The following is an 11,960-nucleotide window of genomic DNA, read 5'->3' as shown; positions in this document are numbered from 1 at the left end:
GCAGTACGACGACTGGGGCGGCGCCAACCAGCAGTGGCAGCTCGTGAAGGTCGGCGGCGGCGACCCCGGTACGTGCAACCTTCCGTCGACGTACCGCTGGACGTCGTCGGGCCCGCTGGCGCAGCCGAGGTCGGGCTGGGTCTCGCTCAAGGACTTCACCGTCGCCCCCTACAACGGCAGGCAGCTCGTCTACGCGACGACGCACGACACGGGGACCAGGTGGGGCTCGATGAACTTCGGCCTGTTCACCAACTGGTCGGAGATGGGCTCGGCCAGCCAGAACGCGATGAACTTCTCCGCCGTCGCGCCCTCGCTCTTCTACTTCGCCCCGAAGAACACCTGGGTGCTCGCCTACCAGTGGGGCAGGACCGCCTTCTCCTACCGGACGTCGAGCGACCCCGCCAACCCGAACGGCTGGTCGTCGGAGCAGACGCTCTTCTCCGGAAGCATCTCCGGCTCCGGGACGGGCCCCATCGACCAGGCGCTCATCGGTGACGGCTCGAACATGTACCTGTTCTTCGCCGGGGACAACGGCAAGATCTACCGGGCGAGCATGCCGATCGGGAACTTCCCCGGCAGTTTCGGCACGGCCTCGACGGTGGTCATGAGCGACACGACGAACAACCTGTTCGAGGCCGTACAGGTCTACAAGCTCCAGGGCCAGAACCGCTACCTCATGATCGTCGAGGCGATCGGCTCGCAGGGGCGCTACTTCCGCTCGTTCACGGCCACCAGCCTGAACGGTTCGTGGACACCGCAGGCCGCGACCGAGGGCAACCCCTTCGCCGGCAAGGCCAACAGCGGCGCCACCTGGACCAACGACATCAGCCACGGCGAGCTGATCCGCACCAGCGCCGACCAGACCATGACCGTCGACCCCTGCAACCTGCAGCTGCTCTACCAGGGGCGCAACCCCAACTCCGGCGGCGACTACGGCCTGCTGCCCTACCGGCCGGGCCTGCTGACACTGCAGCGCTGACGGCGTGACACGGGTCCGGCTCGGGTGGAGCCGGCACGGCGGGCTCGGTGGAAGGCCGAGCCCGCCCGGGTCGCGCAGGAATACCAGCGCTCGTACGGCGGGCGGTGCCTCGTACGGCGGGCGGTGCCTCGTGCAGCGACGGTGCCTCGTGCAGCGACGGTGCCTCGTGCAGCGACGGTGTCTCGTGCAGCGACGGTGTGCGAGGTCGGGCAACGCTTCCCAGTCCGAGGTCCAACCTCGAAAGGAACGCCATGAGATCTGCACCATCACGCCGCCTGGCCTGGATCATGGGCGTGCTCTGCGTCATGACCCTGCTGCCCGCGACACCGGCCGGCGCGGACAACCCGATCGTCCAGACGATCTACACCGCCGACCCCGCACCGCTCGTCCACAACGGCCGCGTCTACCTCTACACCGGCCACGACGAGGACGGCTCCACGTACTTCACGATGCGCGACTGGCGCGTCTACTCCTCGTCGACGACGACGGCCAGGCCTACCTGTACTGGGGCAACCCCCGCCTCGCGTACGTACGCCTGAACAGCGACATGATCTCCTACTCCGGCGGGATCAACTACGTCCAGCTGACCGCTGCGGGGTTCGGCGCGCGCAGCGGCAGCACCGGCCGCCCCACGCTCTACGAGGAGGGGCCCTGGGTCTACAAGCGCAACGGCCTCTACTACAACGTGTTCGCCGCGGAATGCTGCTCGGAGTTCATCGCCTACTCCACGGCCCCCAGCGCCACCGGGCCGTGGACCTACCGGGGGACGGTCATGCCCCGGCAGGGCGGCAGCTTCACCAACCACGCGGGGATCATCGACTACGCCGGGGGATCGTACTTCTTCTACCACAACGGCGCGCTGCCGGGTGGTGGCGGTTACACCAGGTCGGTGGCCGTGGAGAAGTTCGCCTACAGCGCCGACGGCACCATCCCGACGATCAACATGACCACCGCCGGCCCGCCTCAGGTCGGCACCCTCGACCCGTTCGTCCGGCAGGAGGCCGAGACCATCGCCTGGTCGTCCGGGGTGGAGACCGAGGCCTCCAGCGAGGGCGGCGTCAACGTCGGCTTCATCGAGAACGGTGACCACATCAAGGTCAAGGGCGTCGCCTTCGGCAGCGGGGCCACCGCCTTCACCGCTCGCGCGGCCTCGGGCACCGGCGGCGGCCGGATCGAACTGCGGCTCGGCAGCCCCACCGGCACTCTCGTGGGCACCTGCACCGTCAACGGCACCGGCGGCTGGCAGAACTGGACCACGGTCACCTGCCCGGTGTCCGGCGCGACCGGCACCCGTGACCTCTACCTGCGTTTCACGGGCGGCGGCGGCTACCTGCTCAACCTCGACTGGTGGCGCTTCACCGGCGGGGGCGACCCTGGCCCTCACCGCGAACGGCACCACGAGCCATCTCCAGCTCACCCCCGCGCAGACGGTCGGCACCGGCGGCTGGACCCGGCTCACCGGCACCGCGACCGTCTCGTGGACCGGGACGCCGACCAACGCCTCCTTCTACGTCGAGACGACCGCGGGCACCGACGGCTCTACGTCGACGACGCCTCCTTCCGATGACGGGAGCATCGCCGTGGCCGGGCACCGGTCACCGGTCACCGGTCACCGCTGACCGCGGCCACGATCGCGGCCCCCGTCGTCCTGTCCGCCCCGGACCGGCCCCCACCGGAGCCCGGCCTCCGACCCACTGAGGAGAGACCTCCATGAGCAGGAAACGAACCCGCGCGCTGCTGACCACGGTGGCCCTGGCCGTGGCGCTCACCCCCGCCGCCCAGGCTCAGGCGCTGGAGAACGGCGTGGGCCGCACTCCGCCGATGGGGTGGAACACCTGGAACACCTTCGGCTGCAACATCAACGAGACGCTGATCCGCCAGACCGCCGACGCGATGGTCAGTTCAGGCATGCGCGACCTTGGGTACGAGTACGTCGTCGTCGACGACTGCTGGTTCGACCCGGCCCGCGACTCCGCCGGGAACCTGCGGGCCAATCCGTCGAGGTTCCCGAGCGGCATGAAGGCGCTCGGCGACTACCTGCACGCCCGGGGCCTGAAGTTCGGCCTCTACCAGGCGCCCCTGGACCGTACCTGCGCCCAGTACTTCGGCTCCTATCCGGGCGCCACCGGCAGTCTGGGCCACGAGGTGCAGGACGCCAGGCAGTTCGCCGCCTGGGGCGTCGACTACCTCAAGTACGACTGGTGCTCCCCCACCGGCACCATCGACGACCAGGTCCGCGTCTTCGCGAAGATGCGCGACGCGCTGGCGGCCACCGGCCGGCCGATCCTCTACAGCATCAATCCCAACAGCATCCACGAGAAGACCGGCCCGCGGCGGAACTGGGGCGACGTCGCCAACATCTGGCGCACGACCGAGGACATCACCAACGTCTGGAACTCCGGTCAGACCAACGGCTACCCGATGGGCATCCAGAACATCGTCAACGTCAACGCGCCCCTGTCGGGCTACGCCAAGCCGGGGCAGTTCAACGACCCCGACATGATGGTGGTCGGCCGGGGCGGCATGACGGACACCGAGATGCGCAGCCACTTCGCCCTGTGGGCGGTCATGGCCGCACCGCTGATCGCGGGCAACGACATGCGGAACATGGACTCCGCGACCGCCACGATCATGAAGAACCAGAACCTGATCGCCATCAACCAGGACCCGCTCGGCCTCCAGGCCACCCAGATCAGCAACGACGGCACCCGCCGCATCCTGGCCAAACGACTGAGCAACGGCGATGTCGCGGTCGCCCTGTTCAACCAGGGCGGCGGCACGACGACGATCAGCACCACCGCCTCGGCGATCGGTCTGTCCGGTGGCTCCTTCAGCCTGCGCGAGGCCTGGACGAACACCGTCACCTCGACCACCGGGGCCATCTCGGCGAGCGTGCCGCCCCACGGCACCGTCGTGTTCCGGGTCAGCGGCGGAACGCCCGCCCCCGTGTCCCGGATCCAGGGCGCGGGGTCGGGAAGATGCCTCGACGTCACCGGAGCCTCCCAGGCCAACGGGACCCGGGTGGGGATCTGGGACTGCCACGGCCAGAGCAACCAGCAGTGGACCTCCACGGCGGCCGGTGAACTGCGCGTCTACGGGAACAAGTGCCTCGACGTGCACGAGAACGGCACCGCCGACGGCACCAGCGTGATCATCTGGGACTGCAACGGCCAGAACAACCAGAAGTGGCGCTTCAACCCCGACGGGAGCATCACCGCCCTCGGCGCGGGAAAGTGCCTGGACGTGCCCGGCAACTCCACGGCCAACGGCGTCCACCTCCAGATCTGGACGTGCAGCGGCGCCGCCAACCAGCGCTGGAACCGCATCTGACGCACCTGCGGTCCGGGCGGACCCCAGGGAGACCGCCCGGACCAGGGGTGCGTCAGGCGGCGCCCAGGCTCCACTTCTGGTTGTTGCCGCCCCAGCAGGAGTAGGTCTGCAGCAGGGCGCCGTTGCCGGTGCCGGCGGCGTCGAGGCACTGACCCGACTGGACGTTCACGATCGAGCCGTCCGAGTTGACGCGCCACTTCTGGTTGTTGCCGCCCCAGCAGGAGTAGATCTGCACCTTGGCGCCGTTGCCGGTGCCGGCGGCGTCGAGGCACTTGTTGCCGTAGACGCGGATCTCCTGTGCGGAGGTGTAGGACCACTGCTGGTTGGAGTTGGAGTGGCAGTCCCACAGCTGGAGCTGCGTGCCGTCGGTCGTCGTGGCGTTCGGCACGTCCACGCACCGCCCGGACGCCGTACCCCGGATCTGTCCGGCGCCGCCCGGGTCCGACGTGGGAGTGACGGTCGGCGAGGGGTCCGGGTCCGGGTCCGCACTGTTGAGCGCGTTCAGGACGGAGTTGTACGCGGCCTTCTTGTTGCCGTTGCCGTCGAAGAGCAGCGCGGTGGCGCTGGCGCCGAGCCAGGAGTCGCTGTCACGGACCCCCCAGACCGTGATGCCGGTACAGCGGGACACCGCCAGGCAGTCGTTGACGACGTTGGCGTACGTGGTGGCCGAGCCGCCCTGGATGTCCAGCTCGGTGATCTGCACGTCCACGCCCAGGGCCGCGAAGCTCTGGATGGTCGTGCGGTAGTTGCTGTTGTAGGGGCTGTTGCTGTTGAAGTGCGACTGCAGGCCGACGCAGTCGATCGGCACGCCGCGCTGCTTGAAGTCGCGGACCATGTTGTAGACGGCCTGGGTCTTGGCCCAGTTCCAGTTGTCGATGTTGTAGTCGTTGTAGCAGAGCTTGGCGGCCGGGTCGGCGGCCCGCGCGGTGCGGAAGGCCACCTCGATCCAGTCGTTGCCGGTCTGCTGGAGGTTGGAGTCGCGCCGGCCGCCGGAGTTGCCGTCGGCGAAGGCCTCGTTGACGACGTCCCAGGCGTAGATCTTGCCCTTGTAGTGCGCCATCACGCCGTTGATGTGGTTGATCATCGCCTGGCGGAGGCTGCCGCCGCGGAGGTTCCGCATCCACTCCGGCTGCTGGGAGTGCCAGGCGAGCGTGTGGCCGCGGACCCGCTTGCCGTTCTGCACCGCCCAGTTGTAGATCCGGTCGCCGTTGCTGAAGTTGAACTGCCCCGGGTTGGGCTGCAGGGCGTCGATCTTCATCTCGTTCTCGGCGGTGATCATGCCGAACTCGCGGTTCGCGATCGAGGTGTAGGTCGAGTCGCCCAGCTTCTGGGCGGCGATGGCCGTGCCGAAGTACCGGCCGCTCTGCTGGGCGGCGGCGTGCAGCGTGTTCTCCGCCGCGTTCGCCGGGGCCGACACCATCAGCGCCGCGCCCACGATGCCCACGGCGCCCACGGCGCCGATGACCCTGCTGAGGGCACTGAAACGTGCGGATGCGGATGAGGGTAAAGGCTTGCTGTCCATGCCTGACTCCACACTGAAATCACGGAAGGGGGGATATGCGGGAACCCGGCGGACGACGCCGCACCCCTGACCGGAGGTGCACACCACGACGGCGTCATGACCGGCGGCCCTCGCCGATCACCACATCGGGCCGGGCCGACCGCCTCGGAGATCAGTGTGGAAACGTAACCGAAACATGTCAACACCCCAGCGAAAATTTCGGAGTGATCAGCCCGGGTGAGGGCTCGGATGTCAGCGTTGTGGAGCAGCTGGAGGCCTTGATGGGAGTGATGGGGCAGAAAATTACCGATGTCTGGCCATGAAAGTTTCAGTTCAAATCCGCAAGTTGCGGCCATAGAGGCCGACTGCGGGTGGAGTGACACCCGCCCGGCGCGGCCGGTGCTCGGGGCCGTACCTCTTGACGACATCCGGGTCGGCTGTATTTACTCGCCGCCATCACCACCAAGGACGCGGGGTGTCGAAGGAGGGCCGTACCGCGGGATGATAGCGCTAACATGGATCCCCGCCCATGAGACGCGCAAGGTCGTCGAGCCTGGGTGACACCACGCGCCCGGGTCGCTTCGTGTCCGCCGCTCCGCCTCCGCACGGGGGCGGACCGGCCGGCGGACCGAAAAGGGGTGCCGAGGCAGAACTCGTCGCCGTGCGGGTCGGCGAGGACCGTCCACGGCACGTCGCCGTGCGGGTCGGCGAGGACCGTCCACGGCACGTCGCCGTGCGGCCGACCCCACGCCGGACGGATCGGGGAACCACCCGCGTCCGCCCGCCGCGACCCGGCGGGCACCCGCCGGAAAACCGGTTGAGCCTTCCTTCGGCGTTCCCGTAGGTTGCCTGCGGCCCCGTCACCGTGAGGACAGAGGACAGAACCGCGTGACCCCGCCTGCTCTTCAGATCTGACACCTTCTTCCGCTCACCTCCAAGCCGGCCCTCCCGCCGGCTCCGCCGGGCTGCCCCTGGGCGTCCGGTCCTACGGCGTCTGAGGCCGCGCGCGATCGGCCTCGTGTCAGGTCTAGAGAGATCATGTCTTCACAACCTCATACCGTGCTGCCCTGGGTCGTCCGCCGGACCAGGCTGCCCCTGCTGTCGTTGCGGTGCGTGGACTGCCGGTCGGAGTCGGCCACCACCGGCGAGGGCAGGTTCCGCGTCAACGCCAACGGCAAGCTGCTGGACGTGTGGCTGCTGGTCCGCTGCGTGTCCTGCGACCGGACGGGCAAGCTCACCGTGCACGAGCGGGCACCGGTCGGATCCTTCGATCCGGCCGAGCTCGACGGCTACCACGCCAACGATCCGGAGCTGGTGGCCGCCAGGCTGCTGGATCCGCTGCTCGCCCGGCGCAACCGCTTCACCCTGGACTGGGAGGGGGCCTGGCGGCTGGACACCCCGTCGGCGCGGCCCGACCAGGCGTGGCCGGTCCAGGTGGAGGTCGTCTTCGACGATCCGGTGCCGGTGCGCCCGGAGCGGCTCATCGCGCAGGGGCTCGGCCTCAGCAGGAACGAGGTGCTGCGCCGGGTCAAGTGCGACGTTCCGCTGCGCCGTACGACGAGCGCAGGGTTCACCTTCACCGTGATGGCCGGGGAGTAACGGGAACGCGGCCTCGGCGCGCGATCGCCCCGGTCGCGCGCCGAGGCCGGGGTGTGGATATCCGAACCCCGGATTCGGGTGTCACCACGATCGTCCGGGACGGCGGCCGTACCGAGAATTGGGACATGTCACTCTTCGGAAACGAGCAGGTGGAACAGGTGCACGGGGTCCGGCCGGAAGGCGGTGGCGCCGGCCGGGAGATCCGGGTGCGAGGGCTGCGCCGCGAGTTCGAACGCGGCGGCGGCCGGGTGCACGCGCTCCAGGGGGTGGACGTCACCTTCGCCCCCGGCTCGTTCACCGCGGTCATGGGCCCGTCGGGATCCGGCAAGACCACCTTGCTGCAGTGCGTGGCCGGTATGGACCGCCCCACCCGGGGCGCCGTCCACTGGGGCCCGGTCGAGATCACCAGGTTGCGGGAGCGCAGGCTCGCCCGGCTGCGGCGCTCGACGGTCGGCTTCGTCTTCCAGGCCTACAACCTGATGCCCGCCATGACGGTCGCCGAGAACGTCGTGCTGCCCACCCGCCTGATGGGTGGCCGGGTCGACCGGACGCGGGTCGGCGGGGTGCTCGCCCAGGTCGGCCTGGACGGCTGCGAGAAGGAGCGGCCGGGCAGGCTCTCCGGCGGGCAGCAGCAGCGGGTGGCGATCGCCCGGGCGCTCTACAACCAGCCGGAGATCCTCTTCGCCGACGAGCCGACGGGCGCCCTCGACCGCAACACCGGCCGGGAGATCCTCCGGCTGCTGCGCGAGGGGGTGGAGGAGCACGGGCGGACCTGCGTCATGGTCACCCACGACCCGATGGCCGCCGGCTTCGCCGACCGGGTGCTGATGATGACCGACGGCGAGCTGGTGGAGGACCTGGCCCGGCCGTCGGCCGCGGTCATCGCGGAGAAACTGGGCGGACTCTCATGATCAAGATGGCCTGGGGCGCTCTGCGCACCCGTCCCGCCTCCTTCGCCGGACTCGCGTCGGCGCTGTTCCTGGCGGTGTCCGCGATCACCATGTTCGGGTCGATGATCGCCGCGGCGACCGCGGCCGAGGACGGTTCCGACCTGGCGTTGATCGGCGGCGCGTTCGGCGAGATCGCGATGATCATGGCGACGTTCGTCGCGGTCACCACGCTCGGCTTCGCGATCCGCGGGCAGTACCGCGAACTGGCGCTGCTGCGCACGGTGGCGGCCACACCGCGGCAGGTGCGCCGGCTCGTCCGCTTCCAGGTCGCCGGCCTGATCCTGCTGGTCTCACCGCCCGCCTGGGCGGCCGGCGCGGTCGCCGCACGGATCTTCCTGTCCGCCCTGGTGGACCGCGGCCTGGCACCGGCCGGCGCCACCGTGCCCGGCAACCCGCTGCCCCCGCTCATCGCCACGCTGGCCACGGTCCTCGTCGGCCTGATCGCGACGGTCTTCGCCACCTGGCGGATCTCGCGCGGCACACCGGGCGCGGCGATGGCCGGGACGTCGGCCGAGACGGACCGGATCGGCTGGTTCCGGACGCTGCTCGGGCTGATCGTCGTCGGCGGGGTGGGGGTGCTGTGCGTTTTCCTGGTCGGCCAGGAGCCGGACGAGGCCGCCCAGGCCGCCCTGCTCGGAGCGCTGGCGTCGATGGTCGCGCTGGCCCTGCTCGGGCCGCTGCCGGCCCGGATCGTCGTCACGCTGCTCGGTCTGCCGCTGCGCCTGCTGCGCGGCGGCGAGTCGGGCGGCTGGCTGGCCGCGGTCAACACGCGCGGCCACGCCCACCGGCTGTCCTCCGCGGTCGTGCCGATCGCACTGCTGGTCGGCCTGTCGACCACGTTCATGGTGATCACCGACACGATCCGCCACCACATGGTCGGCGTGCTGCCGGACGCGGTGTCGGACGACGACGTCTGGCTGCGCGGCGTGGAGGTGGCGATGCTCGCCCTGTTCGGGACGGTGGCGACGCTCAACACGCTGATCTCGCTCACCACGGCCCGCAGGCGGGAGTACGCGCTGCTCACCCTGATCGGCGCGACGAAGCGGCAGCTCGTCCGGATGCTCGCGGCCGAGTCGGTGCTGACCGCGCTGACCGGCGTCGTGCTCGGCATCGCCGTCGCCGCCCCGGTCAGCATCGCGTTCGCGCTGTCCCTGACCGGTGACCCGGTACCGTACGTCTCCATGGGCGGCTATGCACCGATCCTCATCGGCGCGGTGCTCCTCGCGGTGACCGCGGAGATGGCCGCCGGTCTGCGGACCATCGCGCTCGACCCGGCCACCACGGTGACGGCGCCGTGACCGGCGGGGCCGGCGAGGTCGGCACGCCGACGCCCGCCGGGACGGAGGTCCCGGCGGATGGTCTCTCCGTCCCGGCGGGTGGTCTCTCCGTTCTGCGGTCCCGGGTGGCGCGGTCGTGGCCGCGGCTGCGCGCCGGCGAGGTCGCGTTCGCCCTCGCGGGCTTTCCGGTCGCACTGCTCGGCCTGGCCGTCGTACTGCTGGGCACGTATGCCGGGGCCCTGCTCGCCCTGACCGTCGTCGGGCTTCCCGTCATCGCCGGCGAGCTGCGGGCCGCCCGGCTCACCGGGCGGCTGCACCGGGGACTGCTGCGCTCGCTGCTGGACGTCCGGATCGAGGCGCCGGCCGACATCCCGGCGGCACCGACCGCGGTCGCCTGGGTCCGGGCCGGTCTCGCCGACCCGGCCGGCTGGCGCGCCGTGGGATACCTGTTCGTCCGCTTCCCGCTCGCGGTGCTCGGCCTGCTGGCCACGGCGGGCCTGCCGGCCCTGGGCTGCCTGATGATCGGGATGAGCGCCTGGCTGCTGACGGCCCAGCCCGAGGGCCGGCCGCCGGCCTGGCTGACCGGCCCGGCCGTCCCGGTCGGGCTCCTGGTCCTGCTGGCGGCGCCCTGGGCGGTACGGGGCACCACCCTGCTGAACGTGTGGGTGGCACGGCAGTTGCTCGGACCGAGCCGCGCCCAGCAGGAGCTGACCGATCTGCGCCGGGCGCGCAGCACCGCCATCGCCGAGCACACCCGCAGCCTGCGTCAGATCGAACAGGACCTGCACGACGGCACCCAGGCCCAGCTGGTCGCGATCGCGATCACTCTGGCCCTGGTCGCCGACTCGGTGGACCCGGGGGACGAGCGGGTGCGGAAGCTCGTCGGCCGCGCCCGCGAGCAGACCGACCACACCATCGCCGAGCTGCGCCGGCTGGTCCACGGCATCGATCCCACCGCCCTGCAGGACGGCCTGCCCGCGGCTCTCCGGGCCCTCGGCGAGGACGCGGCGCTGCCGGTCGAACTCTCCCTGCGGATGCCCGAACGGGCGCAGCCCGGGATCGAGCGCGTCGCCTACTTCTGCGTCGTCGAGCTGCTCACCAATGCGGTCAAGCACAGCGGGGCGGGTGAGGTGCGGCTCGACGCGTCGGCCGAGGGCGGCCTGCTGCGGATCACCGTGACCGACGACGGCCGGGGCGGCGCGGAGATCGGCACGGGTACGGGTCTGGCCGGGCTGCGGGAGCGGCTCGCCTCGGTCGACGGCACGCTGACCGTCGAGAGCCCGCCCGGCGGTCCCACCCGGGCCGAGATCAGGCTGCCGACGAGCATCTGAGCCGCGCTCGGGACCCGTCCAGGCGGGGATCGGGTCGCCGGCGAGTGCTGAGCCGCGCTCGGGCACCCGCCCGGGTCGGGGTCGGGCCGCCGGCGGGCATCCGAGCCGCGCTCAGGCACCCACCTCGGTCAGATAGGCGACGACGGCCTTGACCCGGCGGTTGTCGGTGTCGATCGACGGCAGCTCGAACTTGCCGAAGATCGATGCGGCGTGCTTCTCCACCGCCCGCTCGGTGACCACCAGTTGCGCCGCGATCGACTTGTTCGAGTGGCCCTGCGCCATCAGCTCGAGCACCTCCCGCTCCCGGCCGGTGAGCCGGTCCAGGCGCCGCCGGCCGCCGCGCATCATCTTGTCGACGATCTCAGGGTCGAGCGCGGTGCCGCCGGTGGCGACGCGGTGCAGCGCGTCGACGAACTGCGAGACGGCCGCCACCCGCTCCTTGAGCAGGTATCCGGCGCCGTGCGCGCCGGTCGCCAGCAGCCTGGTGGCCCACGCGGGCTCGGCGTGCTGGGAGAAGACCAGCACGCCGAGGTCCGGATGGTCGGCGCGGAGTCTTTCGGCGGCCCGGATGCCCTCGTCGGTGAAGGAGGGCGGCATGCGGATGTCCACGATCGCCACGTCCGGCCGGTGGGCGCGCACCGCGTCGTGGAGGCCCTCCGGGGTGCCGGTCGTGGCGACGACCTCGCAGCCGCGCCCGGTCAGCAGCTCCACCATGCCGTCGCGCAGGATGACCTGGTCTTCGGCGATGACCACTCGCAAGGGCCGGTTCTCCTCCACGAGCACATGATGGCACGCGGCGGCTGATACGTGAGGAAACCGGCGAGGCCCGCACCCGCGATGTGGTTCTCGGCGGGTGCGGGCGAGCCGGTGGAGTGCGGATGCCGGTGCCGGTGAGGTGGGTTCCGGGCTCACCGGCACCGGTCGGGGCGGTCATCCTCGCGGGCCGAAGCCCGTCATCAGGATGTGGACGGCGATGAGGACGACGGTCCAGAT

At 70.8% G+C, this 11,960-nt stretch carries 10 protein-coding genes; 8 read left to right on the top strand and 2 right to left on the bottom strand.

The genetic code is table 11. The features are described 5' to 3' along the window. The 4 genes from IEZ06_RS34715 to IEZ06_RS34705 all read left to right on the top strand — a co-directional run. The coding region (locus tag IEZ06_RS34715) for a non-reducing end alpha-L-arabinofuranosidase family hydrolase (RefSeq protein WP_189240906.1) at positions 1–979 on the top strand (979 nt) is incomplete at its 5' end. A 251-nt stretch (positions 980–1,230) separates the two neighbouring features. Further along, positions 1,231–1,518, top strand: a complete 288-nt coding sequence (locus IEZ06_RS36950; protein ID WP_203872226.1) for a hypothetical protein — start codon at positions 1,231–1,233, stop codon at positions 1,516–1,518. After that, on the top strand, positions 1,437–2,546 hold the full coding sequence (locus IEZ06_RS34710) for a carbohydrate-binding protein (protein ID WP_229799114.1): 1,110 nt from the start codon (positions 1,437–1,439) through the stop codon (positions 2,544–2,546). Before IEZ06_RS36950 ends, IEZ06_RS34710 begins: the two co-directional genes overlap by 82 nt. A gap of 143 nt (positions 2,547–2,689) precedes the next feature. After that, positions 2,690–4,309, top strand: coding sequence for a glycoside hydrolase family 27 protein (locus tag IEZ06_RS34705; RefSeq protein ID WP_189240905.1), 1,620 nt, complete (start codon positions 2,690–2,692; stop codon positions 4,307–4,309). 52 nt (positions 4,310–4,361) lie between these two features. Here the strand turns inward: IEZ06_RS34705 and IEZ06_RS34700 are convergent, their stop codons facing one another. Continuing rightward, positions 4,362–5,762, bottom strand: a complete 1,401-nt coding sequence (locus tag IEZ06_RS34700) for an endo-1,4-beta-xylanase (RefSeq protein WP_229799112.1) — start codon at positions 5,760–5,762, stop codon at positions 4,362–4,364. A 1,107-nt stretch (positions 5,763–6,869) separates the two neighbouring features. Here IEZ06_RS34700 and IEZ06_RS34695 point away from each other — a divergent pair. The 4 genes from IEZ06_RS34695 (at position 6,870) to IEZ06_RS34680 (ending at position 10,967) form a co-directional block, all read left to right on the top strand. Then, positions 6,870–7,409 (top strand): DUF1062 domain-containing protein, encoded by a 540-nt coding sequence (locus IEZ06_RS34695; protein WP_229799110.1) that lies wholly within the window; start codon positions 6,870–6,872, stop codon positions 7,407–7,409. Between the two features lie 125 nt (positions 7,410–7,534). Next, positions 7,535–8,320: an ABC transporter ATP-binding protein gene (locus IEZ06_RS34690; RefSeq protein ID WP_189240902.1), complete on the top strand. Its 786-nt coding sequence runs from the start codon at positions 7,535–7,537 to the stop codon at positions 8,318–8,320. Between the two features lie 5 nt (positions 8,321–8,325). Beyond that, on the top strand, positions 8,326–9,657 hold the full coding sequence (locus IEZ06_RS34685; protein WP_203872228.1) for an FtsX-like permease family protein: 1,332 nt from the start codon (positions 8,326–8,328) through the stop codon (positions 9,655–9,657). Next, positions 9,654–10,967 carry a sensor histidine kinase gene (locus tag IEZ06_RS34680; RefSeq protein ID WP_203872229.1) on the top strand — a complete coding sequence of 438 codons (1,314 nt, stop codon included), beginning with the start codon at positions 9,654–9,656 and terminating at the stop codon, positions 10,965–10,967. Before IEZ06_RS34685 ends, IEZ06_RS34680 begins: the two co-directional genes overlap by 4 nt. Before the next feature lie 111 nt (positions 10,968–11,078). On the opposite strand, the gene IEZ06_RS34675 is transcribed toward IEZ06_RS34680, so the two are convergent. Further along, the gene (locus IEZ06_RS34675; RefSeq protein WP_189240907.1) at positions 11,079–11,720 is read right to left on the bottom strand and encodes a response regulator; all 642 of its coding nucleotides are present in this window, start codon (positions 11,718–11,720) and stop codon (positions 11,079–11,081) included. Between the last annotated feature and the right edge of the window lie 240 nt (positions 11,721–11,960).

Origin of the sequence: Planomonospora antibiotica, assembly GCF_014647955.1 — a bacterium.
Lineage (GTDB): Bacteria > Actinomycetota > Actinomycetes > Streptosporangiales > Streptosporangiaceae > Planomonospora > Planomonospora parontospora.
This window is presented reverse-complemented; position numbering and strand designations above follow the sequence as displayed.

What these genes read in the sequence shown, in the direction of transcription:
- IEZ06_RS36950 (WP_203872226.1), top strand. Translation starts at nt 1,231, where the DNA reads ATGAGATCTGCACCATCACGCCGCCTGGCCTGGATCATGGGCGTGCTC.
- IEZ06_RS34705 (WP_189240905.1), top strand. Translation starts at nt 2,690, where the DNA reads ATGAGCAGGAAACGAACCCGCGCGCTGCTGACCACGGTGGCCCTGGCC.
- IEZ06_RS34685 (WP_203872228.1), top strand. Translation starts at nt 8,326, where the DNA reads ATGGCCTGGGGCGCTCTGCGCACCCGTCCCGCCTCCTTCGCCGGACTC.
- IEZ06_RS34690 (WP_189240902.1), top strand. Translation starts at nt 7,535, where the DNA reads ATGTCACTCTTCGGAAACGAGCAGGTGGAACAGGTGCACGGGGTCCGG.